This is a genomic window from Lentibacillus cibarius (genome assembly GCF_005887555.1).
Lineage (GTDB): Bacteria > Bacillota > Bacilli > Bacillales > Amphibacillaceae > Lentibacillus > Lentibacillus cibarius.
Genome location: NZ_VCIA01000001.1, coordinates 1611750 through 1634732, shown reverse-complemented (window position 1 = coordinate 1634732; position 22983 = coordinate 1611750). Strand labels below are relative to the sequence as shown.

The window sequence follows — 22983 nt, the reverse complement described above, 5'->3', positions numbered from 1 at the left end:
AAATTCGCATCTATCACGTTAATGAGCAGCTGATCATGCTGCATCGGGTTCAGTACGACAACGATATGTTATACTGATCATAGCATAACGATTTGGAGTGAGAGACATGACGACAATTGGTTTTGTCCGGCACGGCACGACACTTTGGAATAAACAAGGACGGGCACAAGGAAACTCCGATGTGCCGCTTGATGCACAAGGCATAAGGGAAGCCGAACAGGCAGCCGCTCGACTTTGCACGGAAAATTGGGACGTCATTTATGCCAGCGACCTAACCAGAGCAAAACAAACCGCCGAGGCCGTTGCACGAGCCATCGGAAAGGTGGAACTTCATGTTGATAAAAGGATTCGGGAACGCGACTGCGGCCGGATTGAAGGAATGACCGAAGAAGAACGCACCGCAACATGGGGACCTGACTGGAGATCGCTTGATTTAGGGCTGGAAACGAGAGAACGCATGGTCGAACGCGGCATGTCATTTCTCGATGAAGTGGCAGCAAAACATGAAGGCGAAAATATTTTAATCGTAAGCCACGGCACCTTTTTAAAACAACTATTAACCTATCTCATACCGGAAATAGATACGCAAACATTGCTAGCCAACACATCAGTAAGCTGTATCACTTCAGGTGACGACGGCTGGAAGCTTGAATATCTTAACTGCACGAAGCACCTAGAACAAATCCATAAATGATATTTGAACAAAGGCGCTGGAGCCGGAATTCGCGCGACCCGGGGCGAGAGTCGCGCGAAAATGGAAAAAGTCGCGCGGCCCAACCCAAAACATGGATCAGCTCAATATTAGTCTTTTCTTCCTGAACGAGAATCTTGTCCATTCATCCCGGTTTTCTCGTTCCGTTTCACCATCTGCTCATACCGCTTTTCAAATTGTACTAATTCGTCTTCGGAAAAGTCATTACTTACTAATTCTTCGCTCACATCTTCCAATGCGTTTAGGACCCGTTGTTTCATGTCGTCAACGGTCAGCTTGATGCCGAGCAGTTCCGACAGCGAGGCCATCACACTCGGATTAATTTCCGGATAGTCAAATGATGTTTCTTCTTCTTTCCTTGCCACATCATAAAAATCCCGAATCAGTTCTGCACGCTCGCGGCCTTTTCCTTCCACATCCAAATAAATTTGAATAGCAGCCCCGTCCTTTACCCGGCGTTGGGAGATGCCGGCAAATTTTCGTCCGTTAATGCTTAAGTCATAGTCGCCGGGACAGTAAGATCCGACAATTTCATATGCTTCGATCGCATCGGTGAGGTCGCGCAACATATATTGAATAAAGCTAACCATCGCCTCGTAACAGTCGTGGATGGACAACCCTCTAACATCGGGCAGGACGAGGGAAATGTTTAAGACACCTGTATCCAAGGCAACCGCCAGCCCACCGGAATTGCGAACAATGGCACGATAACCGTGGTTCGACAATAGCTGGATTCCTTCCTCCAGATGCGGTAGGCGTGCATCCGGAATGCCTAACACAACCGTATCCGGATGCACCCAGAGCCGGAGCGCCGGATTAGCATTCGTACCGGCAGCAGAAAGTGCGAGCACATCGTCGACAGCAAACGACGTCAGCGCAGTGTATGCCTGCCCGTGGAAAAAATTCTTTTCAGTATGGTCAAGGTAACGAAATGTCGTGTGGTGCACGACTTCTTTCCAGTTTTTCATAGTGTACTCCTTTAGTCTATCCTTTTAGTCTGTGTTTAAAAGGGAGGATAAAAAGGACCGAGAAGTTCGAGGCGGTGTAGTTTCGAGCAGCGGAATGTATGCTATTAGATACATGAGCAGCGAAGAAACAAGCCAACGAAGAATTTCGAAGCGTCATTTTTACCGGACCTTTTGAACAACCTCTTTTAACTCTCGTGAATCTATTATATAATATAAACCAAATTGCCGAATAGAAACAGGTGAAAATATGCCGTACAAAGATGAACAATTGCATGAGGAAAAAGTTTTCAAAGATCCGGTGCACCGCTATGTTCATGTCAATGACCGGGTGATCTGGGATTTGATTGCTACACCGGAATTTCAGCGCTTAAGACGGATCAAGCAGCTCGGGACAACGTATTTGACGTTTCACGGTGCCGAGCATAGCCGGTTTAATCACTCGCTCGGTGTCTATGAAATCGTTCGGCGGATTATCACGAATTTTGAAGATAGCCCGCGCTGGGACGCGAGCGAACGGCTGCTTTGCCTGTGTGCTGCACTCTTACATGATTTGGGGCACGGCCCGTTCTCTCATTCCTTTGAAAAAGTATTCAAACTGGATCATGAGCATTTCACCCAACAGATTATCCTCGGAGACACGCAAGTTCACCGCATTCTGGAGCGGGTTGAACCCGGATTTTCCCAAAAAGTAGCTGATGTAATTGACAAGACCTATGAGGACCAGCTCGTTGTCAGCCTTATTTCCAGCCAGATTGATGCCGACCGGATGGATTACTTGCAGCGCGATGCGTATTTTACCGGTGTCAGCTACGGGCACTTCGACATGGAGCGTATTTTGCGTGTCATGCGGCCGCTGGAGGATCAGGTTGTTATCAAATCGAGCGGCATGCATGCGGTTGAGGACTATATTATGAGCCGCTATCAGATGTACTGGCAAGTGTATTTTCACCCGGTGACCCGGAGTGCGGAAGTGATTTTGTCAAAAATCCTGCATCGTGCCAAGTATTTGTATGAACAGGATTATGTATTCAAGTTGAAGCCAATTCATTTCATTTCCTTTTTTAATGAATCGGTCGGCCTACGCGATTATCTGAAGTTGGACGAGGCAGTGGTTACCTATTATTTCCAACTTTGGCAGGAAGAGGATGACCCCATTCTGTGTGATTTGTGCGAGCGGTTTGTGAACCGGCGCCTGTTTAAGTACATTGAATTTAACCCGAACCAGCAAATGAATGAGTGGATGGAGCTTCATCGATTGTTCCAAGAGGTGGGCATTGACCCGGATTATTACTTGGAAGTCGACTCCTCATCAGATCTGCCGTACGACTTTTACCGCCCTGGTGAAGAGGAAGAACGCCTGCCGATTCACTTACTGATGCCGAATGGTAGCTTAATGGAGCTGTCCCGCAACTCTGATATCGTTGAGTCCATATCCGGGAAAAAGCGTACGGACCATAAACTGTATTATCCGGCAGACATGCTGCAAAAGCTGCCTGCTGAGCAACCTGCCAAAAAACGGATTGCAGAACTCCTACATCTTGACTTGCGCAGGTGATTATCGCCGGAACTGCTTGATAGCCGCGGATACATAAGCATCACGACATTTGTATATAAGTGAGCGAACAGAATCTATTAAAGGAGCGAAATATCATGCTGACTGACCACGCCAAGCTGATGCAATTTTTTTCCGAAGCAAAGGAAGTAACCGGACGAAAAAAACTGCAGAAGATGATTTATATATTGCAAAAATGCGACTTTCCATTCGAGGAAAAATACCAGTTTCATTTTTACGGACCGTATTCGGAGGAACTGTCATTAAGGACGGAGGAGCTCTGCAACCTTGGCTTTTTAACCGAACGGAAAGAAGAAAAGAGCAACTATTTTCAGTATCACTACCAGATAACAGGGGATGGACTGGACTTCTTACGTCAGTTCCAGATGGACATGCCGGAAATGACTGAGCAAATCGCCATGCTAAAGGAAAAGAGTTCCCGCTTTCTCGAGCTTGTCTCGACGATTCTTTATTTTGACGGACTGAGCCGTGACGAAGCAGTGGAAAAAGTGCATACGGTCAAACCGAAGCAAAACTACTCACAGTCGGAATTGGACGAGGCGTTCCGGTTTATTAGGACCATCCGCCCGTTGCAGTAGTTCTTCCGAGCAGACGCGCCTTTACCTGATGCAGTGGGCATCAGATGAAAACGGACACGCCATATGCTACAATGGGATGCACTATATTGCAGGAGGGTTTTGACATGAGTTCTGAGCAATCTTCCAACCAAAAGAAAAGTAATCAGTTCAATATTATTAAAGATGATCCAAATGACGGCCATGGCGGCTATGGCATCGGATCCATCAGTCTGGAAAATATGTCCCCGGTCATCATTGATCCAAATGACGATCGTGCGTTTGTTGACATGGGTGCGATGCATGGGCGCAGTGAAGTGGAGCGCCGTGTCAAATTTCAATCGGACAGAGATGTTGTCGCCAACGGTAAACTGTACTGGATCGTTTGGGTAACGGTTGAAAAAGGAGAGCATGGTCCGTACTTTGCTGGTGTATGCGGCAGTCAAATCATTGTTGACCGTTCCATCAAACGTGCATTTAAATCAATGCCGGAACATGTAAAACATATGGAGAAATCATTGAAGGGCAAAGTTATGGTTCAACATATGGATGACCATTCCAAAAAACTTCTGAAAGACTTTCTTGCTAATTTTGAAGGCGGTGAGATGTGGGAGAATGCTTCCGCAGAATTAAAAGATGCCCTTCCGAATTAGTGAACATTTTGTGACTGAATGGTGAACAATTATTTTTCCGCTTGTACTTTTTGGTGGAAATTTGTAAAATAAGTGTACATGGACTAACACATGTATTACTAGGACACAGAAAGAGCTGACTCCATTGAAGGCATTGCCGGGAGTCAGCTCTTTTTGCTTGTAACGTTAGAAAGTATAGCCTTTGCGGGGTTTCAGCTTGTGCCGCGCGAGTTTTTCGGTTTTCGCGCGAGATTCGTGCTGGGCCGCGCGAGTTGTGGCTCTGGCCACGCGAGATTTTCGATTATCGCGCAAGTTTCTGGCCGGTCCGCGCGAGTTTCAGCTCGGGCCTGCCACCTCGGTTATGTGTCAAAACAAAAAGTCGACTATTCTTTTGAACACACCCTTTTTATCGTGTTGATCTTTTTTATTATCTTCTTCTGGCTGCTGCTTATTTTCTGGCATGTGGAGCTTGCAATATTCCTTTGGTGCTGTTCCATTTTCAAAATACATTACCCGGCTATCCTCGCAATAAGGGGTTGCTCGCTTGCCACTGTCAGGATCAATCGCAATACCTGTGACCCCTGGAGGTTCCTGAAATTGCTTTGCAGCGGTTTCTGTATGTGCGTCTTCCATAAAGGATGCCCATATGTTTTTGGCGTAGGTCTTTTCGGCTGTTTTAACCATTTGCCTATTGTCGTCATACCCGGTCCACACGCCAACCGCCAGCGACGGGCTGTAGCCGATCATCCAGCTGTCTGCATTGGTTGTTCCTGACTTACCGGCATAGGTCCTGCTCAGCTGATTAGCAACACTAGCTCCGGTTACCTGCATGTAGCCATCAAGTGCATGATCGAACATACCGGTCAAAAGTTGTGTCAGCACAAATGCCGTCTGCTGATCAAGCACTTGCTCTCCATCCGTATTGTCCCGCTCAAATACCGTCTTTCCGTTTTTGTTCACAATCTTCATCACCGTGTGGCTATCGATTCGGTGGCCGCCATTAGCCAGCATGCCGTAGCCGGTCACCATTTCTTCCACTGATACCGCAGCACTGCCCAACGCTAGAGAGGGAACCGCCGGCAGCTTACTCTCAATCCCGAATTTGCGCGCTGTTTCAACCAATTTTTGCGGACCAAGATACAGATTGGTTTTTACGGCATAGACGTTATCCGACAGTGCCAGCGCTTGGGCAAGTGAAATAGGTTTATCGGCATAATAGCCGTTGTAGTTGCTTGGCTGATAGACTTTGCCGTTTTCCAGTCTGAATGCAGTTGGTTTGCTCATGAGCATCGTGGTGGGTGTGTAGCCGTTCTTCAGTGCTGCATAGTATAAAAATGGTTTAAAGGAAGAACCCGGCATCCGCTTAGCCTGCATTGCCCGGTTGAATTGGCTTTTCGTATAGTCCCGGCCACCAACGAGTGCACGGACGCCGCCTGTGTCAGGATTCATAGCCATGGCACCGAGCTGGATATCACTCCCGGACCGAATGACGTCGGATGCATGTTGTTTCAGCTGCTTCTGCATATGTTTATCAAGTGTTGTGTAAATTTCATACCCACCAGAGCGCACTTTTTCCGAATCAAGATTTAAAATGGATGCCGCTTCTTTGAGCACCGCATCCTGAAAATACGGGGCAACCGGCACACGCTCTCGTTCTTGTGCATCCGTAAAGGTGAGCTTTTCCCGTGTGGCAAGACGCCGTTCCTGTTTGCTTATATAACCGTTTGCAAGCATCTGATCGAGAATGACGTCCTGCCGTTGTTCAGCGTTTTCCAGGTTATTGAATGGTGAATAATAGGCAGGCCCTTTTGGAATACCGGCAAGTATCGCGGCCTCTGCCAATGTAAGGTTATCCGCCGGTTTATCAAAAAAGTGCCTACTGGCTGCCTCCGCGCCATATGCGCCATGTCCGTAATAAATGGTGTTCAAATATCCCTCGAGAATTTCCTTTTTGGAATAGTGCATTTCCAGCCTTATCGTGTAAAACGCTTCCTTAAGTTTGCGCAGCCACGTTTTTTCATGGGATAAATACAAATTCCGAGCATATTGCTGGGTAAGTGTGCTCGCCCCCTCTTTCAGGGAAAAACTTTTGATATCAGACACAACCGCACTCGCAATCCGCATCAAATCGAACCCGTTATGCTCGTAAAAACGCTTATCCTCAATTGCCAAAGTTGCATTGATTAGATTTGCCGGCATCTCATCCAGACCTACCCAATAACGGTTTTGTGCACCGCGCTCTTCACCGATGACATTCCCATTGATTCCGTAATAAATCGTGTTTTGGTCATTGGCCAACGGTGGGGGACCAAGCAAAAAACTGACCGCATAAACCCCGATGATCAGTGCAATCCCCACCGTTAAAATCGAAAGCGGCAGCAGATAAGCTAACCGTTTTTTTCCTTTTTTGCCTCTGCGCAGCCGCAATAAATTCCGCATATCACATGCCCCATTTTCGACAGATTTCTAGCTAGTTCCATTATGGGAAAAAATGAACGGAATTAAACGCCGGTTCGTTCATCTTTATAAAGTGGAACCATCCAGGCGGGTCAAGAGTCCGGTTGCTGAGCAGCAGGTATCGACGGAATAGCGGTGCACATCGGCGGAATAGCGGTGGACATCGACGGAATAGTGGCGGACATCAACGGAATAGCGGCGGGTATCGACGGAATAGCGGTGGGTATCACCGGAATAGCGGGGAACATCAACGGAATAAGGGCCAATATCAACGGAATAGCGGGAAACATCAACGGAATGAGGGTCAATATCAACGGAATAGCGGGGAACATCAACGGAATGAGGGTCAATATCAACGGAATAGTGCGGAACATCAACGGAATAAGGGGGGAGCATCAACGGAATGAGGGCCAATATCAACGGAATAGCGGGGAACATCAACGGAATAAGGGTCAATATCAACGGAATAGTGCGGAATAGTGTCGCACATCGACGGAATAGAGGTGGATATCACCGGAATAGTGGGGAGCATCACCGGAATAGCGTCGGCCATCGACGGAATAGAGATGCATCGACGGAATAGAGGCGCACATCAACGGAATAGCGTCGGCCATCGACGGAATAGAGGTGGACATCAACGGAATAGCGATGCGCATCACCGGAATAGCGGTGGACATCACCGGAATAGCGGTGGACATCGGCGGAATAGCGGTGGACATCGGCGGAATAGCGGTGGACATCAGCGGAATAGGGGTGGATATCACCGGAATAGCGGTGGATATCAACGGAATAGCGTCGGACATCAACGGAATAGAGGCGCACATCAACGGAATAGCGTCGGACATCGACGGAATAGGGAGGAGCATCACCGGAATAGAGGCGCACATCAACGGAATAGCGGTGAGCATCAACGGAATAGCGGTGGACATCACCGGAATAGAGGTGGATATCACCGGAATAGCGTCGAGCATCGACGGAATAGCGGCGAGCATCGACTACCGAGGGTGGAACTGTCAACACTAGTCTTTGTATTGAAATCACTGGGGTTTATCGCTATAATAGACAATTATATCAAGCAGGAGCGGTTGGAAATGAACGACAATGCGAAACAGGTTGCCATTGAACTACGAACAGCGATTGCTGACAATGGCGAAATGGAGTACAATACGGTAAGGCAAATGGGTCGTTATTATCAACAGGAAAAAATGGATGTGCTGACTTTTAATGAAACAATGGATGACGGATCACAAGTCAGCAACATGATTACCATTTATAACGATAAGGTGAGTATTAAGCGGAAAGGGCCGGTTGCTATGCATCAGCAGTTCCGCCAGTACCGATCAACGGAAAATGTGTATCAGCATCCGCACGGCAATATACATATGGAAACTTATACGAAACGGATGAACTATCAGCGACCGTCATTACAGGAAGCCGGGCAGCTGACGATTGATTATACCGTGAAATTGAACGGACAAGAGGAACGAACGCATCAACTAACCTTAAACGTACGCAATAAGGAGGGCTCCGAATGAGTAACGTGTTGGCACAGACAGAAGATATACTGAAACAGGAAATTGCTGCGGCTGTCCTAAAAGCAGGCTTGGCAGCCGAAGAAGACATTCCGGAAGTGATTCTCGAAAAACCGAAAGAAAAAGCGCACGGTGATTTTGCGACAAATATTGCCATGCAGCTAGCCCGCATCGCCAAAAAAGCGCCGAAGCTAATTGCTGAGGATATTACAGCCAATCTCGACACGGCAAAAGCGAGTGTGGAAAAAGTCGAAGTGGCAGGACCTGGATTCATCAACTTTTTTATGAAAAATGATTTTCTCGGTGATTTGATCCCGACTATTTTACAAGCCGGCGAGACTTATGGCCGAACCGATACCGGCAAGGGCGAAAAAGTGCAAGTGGAATTTGTATCCGTCAACCCGACTGGTGATCTGCACCTTGGCCATGCTCGTGGTGCGGCGTACGGCGATGTATTTTGCAATGTATTGGACGCGGCGGGTTATGACGTGGAACGGGAATACTATATTAACGATGCGGGCAACCAGATTGATAAGCTGGCTACATCCGTTGAAGTCCGGTACTTGCAGGCGCTCGGGCATGACGCTGAAATGCCTGAGGACGGATACCGCGGGAATGATGTGGCCGCGATTGGCCGGGAGCTAGCCGAAGAACACGGGGACAAATGGGTGGACGCCGATGCATCTGATCGTTTTTCCTTTTTCCGGGAATACGGACTCAATCATGCACTCGATCAGATTAAAAAAGACCTTAACGAATTTGGCGTGCAGTTTGATAACTGGTTTTCCGAACAGTCGCTGTATGAGGACGGCAAAGTACAAGCGGCTGTGGAAACATTGCGCGATGGCGGTTATGTTTATGAACAGGACGGGGCTGTATGGTTCCGCTCGACTGATTTCGGCGACGATAAAGACCGGGTGTTAGTCAAACAGGATGGCAGCTATACGTACCTGACACCGGACATCGCCTATCATAAAGACAAGCTGGAGCGCGGGTTCAATAAAATTATCAATGTTTGGGGATCTGATCATCACGGTTATATCGCCAGGATGCAGGCAGCGATCCAGGCACTTGGTTATCCGGCAGACAAACTTGGTGTTAAAATTATCCAGATTGTCAACCTGTTCGAAGGCGGGGAAAAACTGCGCATGAGCAAACGGACAGGCAATGCTGTTGCACTAAGGGATTTGATGGAAGAAGCCGGCGTGGATGCGACACGCTACTTTTTCGTCATGCGGTCCAATGACACCCAATTTGACTTTGACCTTGATTTGGCACGATCCGAATCAAATGACAACCCGGTCTATTATGTCCAGTATGCACACGCCCGGATTTGCACCATGCTCAAGCAGGCGGAAGCAAAAGGCTTGGCTGATAGTGAATCCTTCGATGCCAGCCTTCTGACCGCAGAAAAAGAAGTCGATCTGCTGAAAAAATTAGGGGAATTCCCGCAAGCTGTCGCCGATGCTGCCGAAAAACACGCACCGCATAAAGTGCCGCAGTATGTCTTTGACCTGGCGTCCCAGCTGCACAGTTTCTACAACGCGGAAAAAGTGCTTGATCCGGACAATCCGGAGCGCACAAAAGCACGCATCGCACTCATGAAAGCAGTCCGGACCACCATTGCCAATGGCCTTAAACTGATCGGCATCACCGCACCAGAAAAAATGTAACTAAAAAAACTTGCAGAGGTACCGCACCTCTGCAAGTTTTTTTACATGTTGAAACTCGCGCGGCCCGAGCCAAAACGCTCGCGAAAATCGAGAAAGTCGCGCGGCCGGGCCCGAAACGCTCACGAAAATCAGGAAACTCGCGCGGCCCGAGCCAAAACGCTCGCGAAAATCAGGAAACTCGCGCGGCTCGAGTCGAATCTAAATTCAATGACTATACCAATTTGTCATCATGTTCTGAGTTGACTGAATGATCACTCATCATATAAAGTAGTAATAGAATCATATATATCGTACAGGCGATTTTATTTTCAAAAAAATGCAATCGCTATCATTTTCCGTTATACTATGACAAAGGGGGAGCGAACGATGGACACATTTTTACTAATCAACTGGTTGGCATTCACGGCAATTGTTATCTATGGCGTATACTTATTTGCCAAAGTAGTAGCGACACGTGTCTCCTATATTAAACTTGGAAAAAAGTCCGAGTTTGACCGGGATTTTAAAGCGCGTTTCCGCCGTGTAGGTAAAATTGTTTTTGGCCAGTCAAAACTGTTGAAAGATAAGAAGTCCGGAACGATTCATGTGATGATGTTTTATGGATTTATACTTGTGCAGTTCGGCGCCATTGATATGTTTGTAAAGGGGCTTGCGCCGGAAAGTCATTTACCGTTTGGCCCGCTGTATCCAGGGTTCACATTTTTCCAGGAACTTGTCACATTAATGATTCTGGTAGCTGTCGTGTGGGCGTTTTACCGCCGTTATATTGAAAAACTTGTCCGTCTGAAGCGCGGATTCAAAGCGGGTCTTGTGCTATTATTTATTGCCACATTAATGCTATCCGTACTACTTGGAAATGGGATGGCGATGATTTGGCACGGTGAAGCGGCAACATGGACAGAGCCTGTCGCCAGTTTGGTAGCTACTGCATTTGGCTGGCTAGGGCCAACAGCTGCTATGGTGTTGTTCTATTGTTTCTGGTGGATTCATACGATTACCATACTGGCATTTTTAGTTTACGTGCCGCAGTCCAAGCACGCACACTTGATTGCCGCGCCTATTAATGTCTTTTTAAGCAAACAGGTACCTGGCAAACTGAAAAAAATAGACTTTGATATTGATGAGGAAGCAGACGAAGATGAGATTTCTTTTGGCGTTGGTAAGGTGGAAGATTTTGAGCAACATCAGATGATTGACTTTTACGCATGTGTGGAATGCGGGCGTTGTACCGATGTCTGTCCGGCATCAGGCACCGGCAAAATGCTGTCACCGATGGATATTATGGTTAAAGTCCGCGACCATCTCACAGAAAAAGGAGCAGCTGTTACGGGCAAATCGCCATGGGTTCCTTCCTATGCTTTTTCCGGAACGAAAGGCAATCGGCTCGCCGGTAAAGGAGCCAATGAAGCGGCGGCAGGCATGGCGGATGTCAGCCTGATCGGTGATGTGATTACAGAAGAAGAACTTGCCGGCTGTACGACGTGCCGCAACTGTGAAGATGCATGCCCGGTCATGAATGAGCACGTCGGCACGATTATCGATATGCGCCGTTATCTGGTTATGACAGAAGGGAAAATGGACCCGGATGCTCAGCGTGCCGTCATGAACATTGAACGGCAAGGCAATCCTTGGGGGCTGTCGAAAAAAGACCGCATCAAATGGCGCGAGCAGGATGAAGATGCGTACATCCCGACAATAAAAGAACTGAAAAAAGAGGACAAAGATTTTGAATATCTCTTCTGGGTCAGTTCAATGGGATCATTTGACAACCGCAGTCAAAAAATCGCACTTGCATTCGCTAAATTAATGAATCAGGCCGGAATAAGCTTTGCGATTCTTGGTAACAAGGAACAAAACTCCGGTGACACCGCACGTCGGATTGGGAATGAATTTTTGTTCCAGGAAATTGCGGAGAAAAATATCAAAGAATTTGAGAAACATAATGTAAAGAAGATTGTTACGATTGATCCACACGCGTACAATATTTTCAAAAATGAATACCCGGATTTCGGCTTTGAAGCAGAAGTCTACCACCATACACAAATGCTCTATGATTTGGTGATGAATGGTAAGTTGAAACCACAGCGTGAAATCAATCAGCGGCTTACATACCACGATTCCTGTTATTTAGGAAGATATAACGGTGTGTACGATCCGCCAAGAGAAATTTTAAAAGCCATACCGGGTCTCGATTTGGTAGAAATGGACCGCAGCAGGGAAAATGGCATGTGCTGTGGTGCTGGCGGCGGACTGATGTGGACAGAAGACACAACCGGAAACCGGATCAACGTCGCCCGAACCGAGCAGGCGCTGGAAACCGAGTCAACGATGATTTCAAGTGCATGCCCATTCTGCCTCACCATGCTTAGTGACGGCACGAAAGCCAAAGAAATAGAAGAAGACGTTAGCACGATGGATGTAGCCGAAATACTAGCACTTTCCGTTTTTACAGAGAAAGAAGAACAAACAGCCTAACAGAAGAAAGTTATTGGAATAAAGCCCGGTAACCGGGAAAGTTGCGCGGCCCGGGCCAAGTTCTCTCGCGGCATACCTAGATAAAAAGAGGAGGTGAGCAACCCCTCCTCTCTTTTGACCAATCATTGAGCGAGCGTTCGGTCAATAAGGAAACCGCTGTCACAGAAATCTACAAATCTACTAAAAGGAAAGGATGTTGAAGTTATGCGCAAAGCAGTTATAGTATCCGGTGCACGGACACCGTTTGGTACTTTTGGGGGAAGCCTGAAGCAGCTGACAGCACCGCAACTTGGTGGTACAGCCATACGGGAAGCATTAAGTCGTGCTGGATTGGACGGTGAAAAGGTTGATGAGGTAATCATGGGAATGGTACTGCAAGGTGGTCAGGGGCAGATTCCATCCCGGCAGGCAGCGCGTGATGCGGGTATTCCGTGGGACGTCAAAACGGAAACCATCAATAAAGTGTGTGCGTCCGGGCTGCGCAGTGTTACCCTTGCTGATCAGCTCATCCGGGCCGGTGATGAAGACGTGATTGTTGCCGGGGGGATGGAAAGCATGAGCAATGCCCCGTATTTGTTGCCGGATGCGCGCTGGGGAAACCGTATGGGGGATAAAAAGGTAGTCGATATGATGGTTCACGACGGGCTTACTTGTTCCTTTGCCGGTGTCCACATGGGTAGTTATGGCAACAGCACCGCGGAAGAATACGGGCTAACGAGAGAAGCGCAGGATGAGTGGTCGTACCGCAGTCACCAGCGGGCGGTGAAAGCCATTGACGAGGGTAAATTTGCTGATGAAATTGTCCCGGTCGATGTACCGCAAAGAAAAGGCGACCCAATCACAGTGGATACCGACGAAGCGCCACGTCGGGACACAAATACAGAAAAGCTCGCCAAATTACGCCCGGCATTTGATAAAGATGGAACGATTACTGCCGGAAACGCACCAGGCGTAAACGATGGTGCCGGCGCATTTGTCGTCATGTCAGACGAAAAAGCAAAGGAACTCGGGAAAGCACCAATGGCCACCATCCTTGGTCATGCGGAAGTGGCAGTGGAGGCGAAGGATTTTCCGAAAACACCAGGGCTTGTCATCAATAAGCTGCTGGAAAAGACCGGCTACACCAAGCAAGATATTGCCCTTTTTGAAATTAACGAGGCGTTCGCGGCCGTCTCACTGGCTAGTGGCAAAATAGCCGGTATTGATGCGGAAAAAGTCAATGTAAACGGTGGTGCCGTCGCGTTGGGTCACCCAATCGGGGCGAGTGGTGCCCGCATTATTTTAACGCTCGTCCACGAACTGAAACGCCAGGGCGGCGGTCTCGGTATCGCAGCCATCTGCAGCGGCGGCGGCCAAGGTGATGCCGTTCTTGTAGAAGTACCGGCCAACTAAAACGCGGCATAACAGTAATTTAGGCAAAGCCGTTTTCTAAAAGGAAGATGCTTTTGACACAAAAGATAATGCGGCATAACTTTGTATAAGTGTTAAATCGCCGCTACGGAAATACACTTCGCTTTCCGCGGGTGACCCGTGAGCCTCCTCGCTCGTACCTCGCTGTGGGGTCTCCGACGCACAGGACGTGCTAGTGCAGGCGTTGCGACAGGACGTCGCGAACTTAGCCTGCTGGCCACTGTTCCCGTCGTAAGGAAGGCCGACCAAGAGTGGGTGATGCGCCCAACGTCGGCATACCCCTTATGAAGGGGCATGTATTTCCTCCGCTGTTTTTATTGATTGAAGCAGGAATCGTGACAGAAAAACGAGTGCACCACTTTACTAGTCCGGGTGAGCGGAGGGCGGTGACTCCTGCGGGAACAGCACGAGTCTGAAGACCCCGCAGGAAGCGGTTTTCTTCCGAGGAGGCTGAGGCCGTGCCCGCGGAAAGCATCCGCCCAGAGCGATCCCGGACGGTGGACGAAAAGTCGTTGTACCTATAGAGAACATTTCAATAATTATATATCAACTTCGCAAAAAAGCAAACAGTAGTTACAAAAAGACTCACAGGCAAAAAAACAATTCCACAAAGGAGGCAATAATATGACAATCAAACAAGTAATGGTGATCGGTGCGGGGCAGATGGGAGCAGGGATCGCTCAAGTATGTGCCCAATCCGGTTACAACGTTTTCCTGCATGATGCAAACGAACAGGCACTTCATAACGGCACAGAAGGGATTAAGAAGCGTCTGGCCAAAGCGGTGGACAAATCGCGCATCACCGAGAGTGAGAAGCAAGAGGCAATCGACCGGCTTACACCGGCAACAGAGATGGAGGACGTAAGCAAGTGTGACATGGCCATTGAAGCCATCGTTGAAAATGCAGATGTGAAAAAGAATGTATTTCGTGAGCTTGATGCCCATGCACCTTCCCACGCGATTCTTGCGACGAATACGTCATCTGTTTCAATTACGGAAATTGCAGCAGCAACCAACCGTCCCGAACAAGTCATTGGCATGCATTTTATGAATCCGGTTCCTGTCATGAAACTGGTTGAAATTATTCGTGGACTGCAAACGAGTGATGACACTTATACGAAGATAGCGGACATGGCTTCAGCACTTTCTAAGACATCGGTTGAAGTTGATGATGCGCCCGGATTTGCTGCTAACCGCATTTTAATGCCAATGATCAATGAAGCTATTTTTGCCGTTCATGAAGGCGTGGCATCAGTCGAGGACGTGGATACCGTCATGAAGCTTGGTATGAACCATCCGATGGGACCGCTGACACTGGCTGACTTTATCGGCCTGGATACCTGTCTCTACATTATGGAAGTACTCCATGATGGATACAAAGACAGCAAATACCGTCCATGCCCATTGTTACGGAAGTATGTGAATGCCGGCTGGCTCGGTAAAAAATCTGGACGTGGCTTTTACCAATATGAGTCCTAGCAGCTAGGAATGACTAGGAGGGGGACATAGCGATGAATTTGCAATTAACCGACGAACAAGAAATGATGCGCCGCATGGTCCGTGATTTTGCCGAGAAGGAAGTCAAGCCGGAAGTAGAGCGTATGGAGCGGGAAGAACGTTTTCCGACTGAATTAATTAAAAAGATGGGCGAACTCGGCCTGATGGGGATTCCTATCCCTGAGGCGTATGGCGGTAGTGGGATGGACTACACATCATACATCACGGCAATCAATGAACTGTCCAAGGTGAGTGCGGCACTCGGTGTCATTTTATCCGTGCATACATCTGTTGGCACCAATCCGATTCTGGCATTCGGCACGGATCAGCAGAAGTCATATTACTTACCGAAACTAGCATCCGGTGAGTTTCTTGGTGCGTTTGCACTGACGGAGCCAGGTGCGGGGTCGGATATTTCCAGCATGCGTACGAAAGCGAAAAAGGATGGAGATCACTATATCCTGAACGGCTCCAAAGCTTTTATTACCAATGGTGGGGAGGCGGATACATATATTACATTCGCCCGAACACAGGATGAACAGGGGTCAAAGGGGATTAGTGCGTTTATTGTCGAAAAAAACACGCCAGGTCTAGTCATCGGTAAGTCAGAGCGGAAAATGGGACTGCATGGCTCCAGTACAGTTCAGCTCAATTTTGACAATTGTACCGTTTCCGAAGACCAGCTGCTCGGTACAGAAGGCGACGGATTCAACATTGCCCTGGCAAACTTAAATGTCGGCCGCATCGGTATTGCGGCACAGGCCTTAGGAATTGCCGAGGCGTCGTTGGAGCATGCCTGTGCGTATGCGGGCGAGCGGGAACAATTCGGCAAGCCAATTGCCAAAAATCAAGGCATCGCATTCAAGCTTGCCGATATGGCGACAGAAGTGGAAGCTGCCAAACTATTAACTTACCAGGCCGCATCACTCGTCCAGCTCAATGTCCCATGTAGCAAGGAAGCGTCCATGGCTAAAATGTACGCATCCAAAACGGCAAGGCGCGCCGCCATCGAAGCGGTGCAAGTATACGGCGGGTACGGTTACACGGAAGATTACCCAGTGGAGCGCTTTTTCCGTGATGCGAAAGTGACCGAGATTTATGAAGGGACCAATGAAATCCAGCATAAAGTAATCGCGAAAAACTTGCTGCAGTAAAACGCAATATGTCCAACAAGGAAGGGGATCTAGACAATGAATTTTCAATTAACCGAAGAACAAGAAATGCTACGTAAAATGGTGCGTGATTTTGCCAAGAACGATGTGGAGCCGACAGCCGCGGAACGGGATGAAGAGGAACGCTTTGACCGTGCGATTTTCGATAAAATGGCGGAACTTGGCTTGACCGGTATCCCGTGGCCGGAAGCATACGGCGGCATTGGTGCGGATTTTGTAAGCTATTGTATTGCGGTGGAAGAGTTGTCACGTGTCTGCGCCTCCACAGGTGTGACGCTGTCGGCACACTTGTCGCTTGCCAGCTGGCCGATTTATAAGTATGGAAGCGAAGAACAGAAGAAAACATTTTTGTACCGGCTGGCAACCGGGGAAGCACTTGGCGCATATGCACTGTCCGAACCAGGGTCAGGCAGTGATGCCGCTGCTATGAAAACCGTTGCTAAAAAAGACGGTGATGACTATATTTTAAACGGCAATAAAGTGTGGATTACTAACGGTGGTGTTGCGGATATTTATATCGTTTTTGCCATTACCGATCCGGAAGCAAAACACAAAGGCATCAGTGCGTTCATTGTGGAAAAAGAAATGGACGGATTCACATTCGGCAAGAAAGAAAAGAAACTGGGTATCCGTTCGTCACCAACGACCGAGCTAATTTTTGACAACTGCCGAGTTCCAAAAGCAAATCTGCTCGGGGAAGAAGGACAAGGATTCAAGATTGCCATGTCAACCCTTGATGGTGGACGTAACGGAATTGCCGCACAGGCACTCGGCATTGCCCAAGGCGCGCTCGATGCTGCGGTGGATTACGCGAAAGAACGCGAACAATTCGGCAAACCAATCGCAGCAAATCAAGGCATATCATTTAAATTGGCCGACATGGCAACGGAAGTGGAGGCATCCCGTCTATTAACCTATCAAGCGGCCTGGCTCGAGTCAGAAGGAAAACCGTACGGCAAAGCATCAGCCATGTCCAAATTATTTTCCGGTGATGCGGCGATGCGGATCACAACTGAAGCCGTGCAAATTTTCGGCGGGTACGGCTACACGAAAGATTACCCGGTCGAACGATACATGCGTGATGCAAAAATCACCCAAATTTATGAAGGAACCAATGAAATCCAACGGCTCGTTATCGGGCGCATGCTGACGAAATAAGGAGCGATCACGGTCGATTTCGCTAAAGTTGTCACAAATTCCGCTGAAGTTCACAAGATTTTCGCTAAAGTTGTCACAAATTCCGCTGAAGTTCACAAGATTTTCGCTGAAGTTCACAAATTCGCGCGGCCTGGCCGAAACTCACGCTGCCTAGGCAGAAGCTCACGCGACAGTCAGGAAATTCGCGCGGCCCGAGCCAAAACGCACCCGACGGCATGCAGCCTCAATACAGAAATAGGAAGGGGGCTTGAAATGACTGACAGCCGAATTTTATCCAATGTGAAGGATGCCGAATTGGTTGAAAAACGACGCAGCCAAATGATTAAAGGGGCAATCACCCTGTTTAAAGAAAAGGGATTCCATCGCACGACAACAAGGGAAATCGCAAAGGCATCAGGTTTTAGCATTGGTACGCTTTACGAATATATCCGCACGAAAGAAGATGTGCTTTTTCTCGTATGTAACGCGATTTATGAGCGGTTTAGAGAACGCTTGGAAGCGGCTATTGACTGGAACAGCCCACCCGTTGCCAACCTTAAACGAGTGATTACCGCATACTTCCAACTAATGGATGACATGCAAGAGGAAGTTATCATCATGTATCAGGAAGTTAAATCGCTAAAAAAAGAAACGAGAGAATACGTCCTTACCAAAGAACGCGATATGGTCAGCATGCTGGAAAACGTCATGGTGACTTGTCTGCCGGCATCCAGTTCCAGGCAGGACGCTACATTGCTTGCTAACAACATCTTTGTGCAGGGGCAGATGTGGGGATTCAGACGGTGGATGCTGCAAAAGCAATTCACGCTTGAGACCTATATCGAACGGCAAATCCACTATGTACTGCAAGCGTTGGCGATTGCCGACCCGGGGCAGGCAGCAGCACAAACGGATTAACGTCAATAAGTTGACCACTTGCCGCGTGCAGAAGCTGGGTCAATCACCTTACAATCACATCGGTCGTATGTGGTCAGCCAGTTTTGGGACAGTTGCGTTACATACACTTCCGCGCTTGGCGAATGAACCAAATCGCAGGAGATTCACGCACAGAATAACTTACACAAGGGGGATTATCATGGAGCAAGTGCAGATTTATAAACCGGTCAACCCTGTTCGCTTTGTAACAGCATCAAGTCTGTATGACGGGCATGATGTGTCGATTAATATTATGCGGCGCATTCTGCAGTCGAGCGGGGCGGAAGTTGTCCATCTCGGTCATAACCGTTCGGTGGAGGAAGTCGTTTATGCCGCGATTCAGGAAGACGCTCAAGGGATTGCCATTTCATCCTACCAGGGCGGCCACGTCGAATACTTTAAATATATGGTAGATTTGTTGCGTGAATTAGGTGCCGACCATATTAACGTGTATGGCGGTGGCGGCGGTGTGATTATCCCAAGGGAGATTAAAGAGCTTGAGGACTATGGTGTGTCCCACATTTTTTCACCGAATGATGGCCGCGAATTAGGTCTCCAAGGTATGATCAATGTCATGATGGAGGAATGCGACTATACTCCATCCTTTGACTTGAAAGACAGTTGGGAAAAATTGTATGCAGGTGACCGCCAGGCTGTTGCCCGATTCATTACGTATATGGAAAATCAGCCGGATGATGATGGCCGGCAACAAGTGCTTGATTCGTTGCAGACAGCGTCCAATCAGGCACCGGTTATTGGCATTACCGGTACAGGCGGCTCCGGGAAAAGTTCATTGACCGATGAATTGATTCGCCGGTTCGTCAACGAAATCCCGGACAAAAAAATCGCTATCCTTTCGATTGACCCGACGAAAAAGAAAACAGGTGGGGCGCTTTTAGGTGACCGAATCCGGATGAACGCTATCTTCAATCAACGTGTTTATATGCGTTCATTGGCCACACGCCAGTCGCGGACCGAGCTGACAAAGTCCCTTCAGGATGTCATTGACGTCGTCCGTGCTTCTGGCTATGATTTCATTATCGTTGAAACGAGCGGAATCGGCCAAGGGGATGCTGCTATCACTGATGTGACCGATTTGTCCATGTATGTCATGACGGCCGAATTCGGTGCCCCATCACAGCTGGAAAAGATTGATATGATTGACTTTGCCGACTTTATTGTGATTAATAAATTTGAGCAAAAAGGTTCTGAAGACGCGCTCAGCCAAGTGCGCAAACAATATGAGCGCAGTCACTTATTGTTCGGCCAGGATAAAAGTCAATTTCCGGTGTTTGGCACCATTGCCAGCCAGTTTAACGATGCCGGAACGAATGCATTGTTTGCATCAGTAATCGATACGTTGAACGACCGGTTTGGCTGGGACGTTCAGGTCGATTTTGATCGGCACACCATCGCCGAGAAGAAAAACATGATTATTACCAACGAGCGCCGCCACTATTTGCGTGAGATTGCTACACATGTCCGCAATTATCATAAGCAGGTTGACCGAGAAAGTGACATTGCCCGTAAACTATACCAGCTGGACGGGGCGAAACAAGTGCTGGATGATGACGCAGGCGTGCAGTCGGTTGATAAGCAAATGGAAGTGTATCAGGAAAAATTAGACCCTTCCGCCAAAAAACTGCTCGATTCTTGGGATACGCTGGAAGAACAGTACAGCGGTGACAAAATGACCTATACGGTACGGGATAAACAATTGGAGATGGAGCTGACGACCGAATCGATTTCAGGGCTAAAGATTCCTAAAGTGATCCTGCCGAAATACCAAGACTGGGGCGAGCGGCTTGCCTGGCTCATGAAGGAAAATGTGCCTGGTGCGTTTCCGTTTACAGCAGGTGTTTTTCCGTTTAAGCGTAAAGGGGAAGACCCGACCCGCCAGTTTGCCGGTGAAGGGACGCCGGAGCGGACGAATCGCCGTTTTCATTATTTATCGAAAGACAGCGAGGCAAAACGCTTGTCGACCGCATTTGATTCGGTCACCTTGTACGGGGAAGACCCGGCGCCACGTCCGGATATTTACGGAAAAGTGGGTGAGAGCGGGGTCAGTATCTGTACGCTCGATGATATGAAAAAGCTGTTCGACGGATTTGATCTGACCGATCCGAAAACGTCCGTATCGATGACGATTAACGGCCCGGCGCCGATTATTTTGGCGATGTTTTTCAATACGGCGATTGATCAGCAAGTGGCGAAATTCAAAGATGAAAACGGACGTGAACCGACACAGGAAGAATACGAACAACTGCGGGATGACACCATTTCCATCGTCCGTGGTACAGTGCAGGCGGATATTTTAAAAGAGGATCAAGGCCAGAATACATGCATTTTCTCCACCGAATTTGCCTTGCGCATGATGGGGGATATTCAGGAGTACTTTATTGATAAACAGGTTCGCAACTATTATTCGGTATCGATTTCCGGCTACCATATCGCTGAAGCCGGGGCCAACCCGATCACCCAGCTGGCCTTTACGCTTGCTAACGGGTTTACGTATGTGGAGTATTATTTGAGCAGAGGTATGGATGTGAATGATTTCGCACGGAACCTGTCTTTCTTCTTCTCCAACGGGCTTGATCCGGAATATACGGTGATTGGCCGGGTAGCCCGTCGCATCTGGGCGATTGTCATGCGCGATAAATACGGGGCGAACGAACGGAGCCAGAAGTTGAAGTACCATATCCAGACGTCAGGACGCTCCCTGCACGCACAGGAAATGGACTTTAATGATATCCGGACGACACTGCAGGCACTTTTAGCCATTCAGGACAACACGAACTCCTTGCACACGAATGCGTACGACGAGGCGATTACCACACCGACAGAAGAATCCGTCAGACGGGCGATGGCAATCCAGATGATCATCAATAAAGAATTTGGGCTGACCAAAACGGAAAATTCCTTGCAAGGTTCGTTTATCGTCGAGGAACTCACTGACCTTGTGGAGGAAGCGGTGCTGCAGGAATTTGAAAAAATGAATGATCGCGGCGGGGTCCTTGGTGCGATGGAACGCCAATACCAGCGTGGCAAGATCCAGGAAGAATCGATGTACTATGAAGGGATGAAACATTCCGGTGAATTACCGATTGTCGGTGTGAATACGTACCTGAATCCAAATCCGCCCGAAGAAGAACAGACGGAATCGATGGAGCTTGCGCGTGCATCCAAAGAGGAAAAAGAGCACCAGATCGCGGAACTGCAGAAATTCCAGGAAGCCCATGCTGCAGAAGCAAAAGCGGCCCTTGATCGACTGAAAGAAACAGCGGCATCGGGAGGCAACATTTTCGCGGAGTTGATGGAAACCGTCCGGATGGCAAGTCTCGGCCAGATCACAAATGCATTGTACGAGGTCGGCGGTCAATATCGACGGAACATGTAGTGGGCACTTCATTTATGGCGGGGCCTTAAGAGAATCAACCGGTTCTATACAGTTGAAGGCTTCTCGCGCGTTATCTCACTGCCTTTCTTGTTCTAACTGTTACTTTTTCACGGTTTACGCTGGCATATTTCATTGAGTTTTGTTTATAATGAATGGTATGATTTAAGCGTATAGGGCGTTTCTATCAGGCATGCTAGCCTTGATTAATGAAATACATGGAAAAGGGAGTGCGGTATCGTGAGTATAAAGGAATACAGCCGCGAAGAACTTGAAGTGAAATCAATGCTTGAATTGGCCCATGAAATTTTACTGGATGAACGGAGAGCATTGGATTTTAATGAGCTTTATGACAAAACAGCAGACCTTAAAGGTTTTACTGAAGAAAAGAAACATGAGTTCATTGCACAATTTTACACAGATTTAACGGTTGACGGCAGATTTCTCAATGCAAGTGCAGGAATTTGGGGGCTGAAGCGCTGGTATCCCGTCGAACAGATAGACGAAGAAGTGGCTGCCACACCGAAGAAAAAGTCGAAAAAGAAAAAACAGAAAAAAGAGGAAAAACAGGAAAAACAGGAAAAACAGGAAAAAGAGGAAACGCCAAAAAATCAGGATGTTACCGAAGAAGATTTGGCCATTGACGATGATTTCCTCGATGATGACGTTGATGATCTTGATTTGGATGAAAGTGATGATATGGATGAAGCATTCGATCAAGAATTTGACAGTGAGAAAGCCGAAAGTGACGATGAAGAGAAATAAGGTGAGACGTTCAGAAGCAAGCCAGTTTGAAACGGCTGCTTGACTTTTCACCCGGATATGATTACAATTTTTATTGGGCTCGTTAAGATGCTACGC

General features: G+C 48.1%; 18 protein-coding genes. 14 read left to right on the top strand and 4 right to left on the bottom strand.

The features are described 5' to 3' along the window. The first annotated feature begins 106 nt into the window (after nucleotides 1-106). The gene (locus FFL34_RS07820) at nucleotides 107-694 is read left to right on the top strand and encodes a histidine phosphatase family protein (protein WP_138602948.1); all 588 of its coding nucleotides are present in this window, start codon (nucleotides 107-109) and stop codon (nucleotides 692-694) included. A gap of 107 nt (nucleotides 695-801) precedes the next feature. Here the strand turns inward: FFL34_RS07820 and FFL34_RS07815 are convergent, their stop codons facing one another. Next, on the bottom strand, nucleotides 802-1680 hold the full coding sequence (locus FFL34_RS07815) for a lipoate--protein ligase family protein (protein WP_138602947.1): 879 nt from the start codon (nucleotides 1678-1680) through the stop codon (nucleotides 802-804). 247 nt (nucleotides 1681-1927) lie between these two features. On the opposite strand from FFL34_RS07815, the gene FFL34_RS07810 reads away from it, so the two are divergent. The 3 genes from FFL34_RS07810 (at nucleotide 1928) to FFL34_RS07800 (ending at nucleotide 4460) form a co-directional block, all read left to right on the top strand. Then, nucleotides 1928-3235, top strand: a complete 1308-nt coding sequence (locus tag FFL34_RS07810) for an HD domain-containing protein (RefSeq protein ID WP_138602946.1) — start codon at nucleotides 1928-1930, stop codon at nucleotides 3233-3235. A gap of 95 nt (nucleotides 3236-3330) precedes the next feature. Next, nucleotides 3331-3831 carry a YwgA family protein gene (locus FFL34_RS07805; RefSeq protein WP_138602945.1) on the top strand — a complete coding sequence of 167 codons (501 nt, stop codon included), beginning with the start codon at nucleotides 3331-3333 and terminating at the stop codon, nucleotides 3829-3831. 104 nt (nucleotides 3832-3935) lie between these two features. Then, a complete protein-coding gene (locus tag FFL34_RS07800) occupies nucleotides 3936-4460 on the top strand; it encodes a YwhD family protein (RefSeq protein ID WP_138602944.1) in 525 nt (174 codons plus the stop codon). Nucleotides 4461-4805: 345 nt separating this feature from the next. Here the strand turns inward: FFL34_RS07800 and FFL34_RS07795 are convergent, their stop codons facing one another. From FFL34_RS07795 to FFL34_RS07785, 3 genes are all read right to left on the bottom strand, one after another. Then, nucleotides 4806-6878: a transglycosylase domain-containing protein gene (locus tag FFL34_RS07795; protein ID WP_138602943.1), complete on the bottom strand. Its 2073-nt coding sequence runs from the start codon at nucleotides 6876-6878 to the stop codon at nucleotides 4806-4808. Between the two features lie 84 nt (nucleotides 6879-6962). Beyond that, a complete protein-coding gene (locus tag FFL34_RS07790) occupies nucleotides 6963-7358 on the bottom strand; it encodes a hypothetical protein (protein WP_171046324.1) in 396 nt (131 codons plus the stop codon). Further along, nucleotides 7355-7888, bottom strand: a complete 534-nt coding sequence (locus FFL34_RS07785) for a ribosomal eL19 family protein (RefSeq protein WP_138602941.1) — start codon at nucleotides 7886-7888, stop codon at nucleotides 7355-7357. Before FFL34_RS07785 ends, FFL34_RS07790 begins: the two co-directional genes overlap by 4 nt. Nucleotides 7889-7987: 99 nt before the next feature. Between FFL34_RS07785 and FFL34_RS07780 the strand changes: the two genes are divergently transcribed. From FFL34_RS07780 to rpoE, 10 genes are all read left to right on the top strand, one after another. Further along, nucleotides 7988-8431 (top strand): YwiB family protein, encoded by a 444-nt coding sequence (locus FFL34_RS07780; protein ID WP_138602940.1) that lies wholly within the window; start codon nucleotides 7988-7990, stop codon nucleotides 8429-8431. After that, nucleotides 8428-10101, top strand: coding sequence for an arginine--tRNA ligase (gene argS, locus FFL34_RS07775; RefSeq protein ID WP_138602939.1), 1674 nt, complete (start codon nucleotides 8428-8430; stop codon nucleotides 10099-10101). Before FFL34_RS07780 ends, argS begins: the two co-directional genes overlap by 4 nt. A 366-nt stretch (nucleotides 10102-10467) precedes the next feature. Continuing rightward, nucleotides 10468-12576 carry a (Fe-S)-binding protein gene (locus FFL34_RS07770; protein ID WP_138602938.1) on the top strand — a complete coding sequence of 703 codons (2109 nt, stop codon included), beginning with the start codon at nucleotides 10468-10470 and terminating at the stop codon, nucleotides 12574-12576. 204 nt (nucleotides 12577-12780) lie between these two features. Next, nucleotides 12781-13968: an acetyl-CoA C-acetyltransferase gene (locus tag FFL34_RS07765; RefSeq protein ID WP_138602937.1), complete on the top strand. Its 1188-nt coding sequence runs from the start codon at nucleotides 12781-12783 to the stop codon at nucleotides 13966-13968. Nucleotides 13969-14610: 642 nt separating this feature from the next. Then, nucleotides 14611-15465 carry a 3-hydroxybutyryl-CoA dehydrogenase gene (locus FFL34_RS07760; protein ID WP_138602936.1) on the top strand — a complete coding sequence of 285 codons (855 nt, stop codon included), beginning with the start codon at nucleotides 14611-14613 and terminating at the stop codon, nucleotides 15463-15465. A gap of 32 nt (nucleotides 15466-15497) precedes the next feature. After that, nucleotides 15498-16637, top strand: a complete 1140-nt coding sequence (locus tag FFL34_RS07755; protein ID WP_138602935.1) for an acyl-CoA dehydrogenase — start codon at nucleotides 15498-15500, stop codon at nucleotides 16635-16637. Between the two features lie 36 nt (nucleotides 16638-16673). Continuing rightward, on the top strand, nucleotides 16674-17813 hold the full coding sequence (locus FFL34_RS07750; protein ID WP_138602934.1) for an acyl-CoA dehydrogenase: 1140 nt from the start codon (nucleotides 16674-16676) through the stop codon (nucleotides 17811-17813). Between the two features lie 252 nt (nucleotides 17814-18065). Continuing rightward, the gene (locus tag FFL34_RS07745) at nucleotides 18066-18710 is read left to right on the top strand and encodes a TetR/AcrR family transcriptional regulator (protein ID WP_138602933.1); all 645 of its coding nucleotides are present in this window, start codon (nucleotides 18066-18068) and stop codon (nucleotides 18708-18710) included. Between the two features lie 178 nt (nucleotides 18711-18888). Then, nucleotides 18889-22125, top strand: a complete 3237-nt coding sequence (icmF, locus tag FFL34_RS07740; protein WP_138602932.1) for a fused isobutyryl-CoA mutase/GTPase IcmF — start codon at nucleotides 18889-18891, stop codon at nucleotides 22123-22125. Between the two features lie 237 nt (nucleotides 22126-22362). Then, nucleotides 22363-22887 carry a DNA-directed RNA polymerase subunit delta gene (rpoE, locus tag FFL34_RS07735; RefSeq protein WP_138602931.1) on the top strand — a complete coding sequence of 175 codons (525 nt, stop codon included), beginning with the start codon at nucleotides 22363-22365 and terminating at the stop codon, nucleotides 22885-22887. Nucleotides 22888-22983: the final 96 nt, after the last annotated feature.

Bases quoted from the DNA above. Each gene is read 5' to 3' on its own strand.
- FFL34_RS07760 (WP_138602936.1), top strand. From the start codon at position 14,611: ATGACAATCAAACAAGTAATGGTGATCGGTGCGGGGCAGATGGGAGCA.
- FFL34_RS07755 (WP_138602935.1), top strand. From the start codon at position 15,498: ATGAATTTGCAATTAACCGACGAACAAGAAATGATGCGCCGCATGGTC.
- FFL34_RS07820 (WP_138602948.1), top strand. From the start codon at position 107: ATGACGACAATTGGTTTTGTCCGGCACGGCACGACACTTTGGAATAAA.
- FFL34_RS07800 (WP_138602944.1), top strand. From the start codon at position 3,936: ATGAGTTCTGAGCAATCTTCCAACCAAAAGAAAAGTAATCAGTTCAAT.
- FFL34_RS07770 (WP_138602938.1), top strand. From the start codon at position 10,468: ATGGACACATTTTTACTAATCAACTGGTTGGCATTCACGGCAATTGTT.
- FFL34_RS07750 (WP_138602934.1), top strand. From the start codon at position 16,674: ATGAATTTTCAATTAACCGAAGAACAAGAAATGCTACGTAAAATGGTG.
- FFL34_RS07795 (WP_138602943.1), bottom strand. From the start codon at position 6,878: ATGCGGAATTTATTGCGGCTGCGCAGAGGCAAAAAAGGAAAAAAACGG.
- FFL34_RS07745 (WP_138602933.1), top strand. From the start codon at position 18,066: ATGACTGACAGCCGAATTTTATCCAATGTGAAGGATGCCGAATTGGTT.
- FFL34_RS07765 (WP_138602937.1), top strand. From the start codon at position 12,781: ATGCGCAAAGCAGTTATAGTATCCGGTGCACGGACACCGTTTGGTACT.
- FFL34_RS07815 (WP_138602947.1), bottom strand. From the start codon at position 1,680: ATGAAAAACTGGAAAGAAGTCGTGCACCACACGACATTTCGTTACCTT.
- icmF (WP_138602932.1), top strand. From the start codon at position 18,889: ATGGAGCAAGTGCAGATTTATAAACCGGTCAACCCTGTTCGCTTTGTA.
- FFL34_RS07805 (WP_138602945.1), top strand. From the start codon at position 3,331: ATGCTGACTGACCACGCCAAGCTGATGCAATTTTTTTCCGAAGCAAAG.
- FFL34_RS07785 (WP_138602941.1), bottom strand. From the start codon at position 7,888: ATGCTCGCCGCTATTCCGTCGATGCTCGACGCTATTCCGGTGATATCC.
- argS (WP_138602939.1), top strand. From the start codon at position 8,428: ATGAGTAACGTGTTGGCACAGACAGAAGATATACTGAAACAGGAAATT.
- FFL34_RS07780 (WP_138602940.1), top strand. From the start codon at position 7,988: ATGAACGACAATGCGAAACAGGTTGCCATTGAACTACGAACAGCGATT.
- FFL34_RS07810 (WP_138602946.1), top strand. From the start codon at position 1,928: ATGCCGTACAAAGATGAACAATTGCATGAGGAAAAAGTTTTCAAAGAT.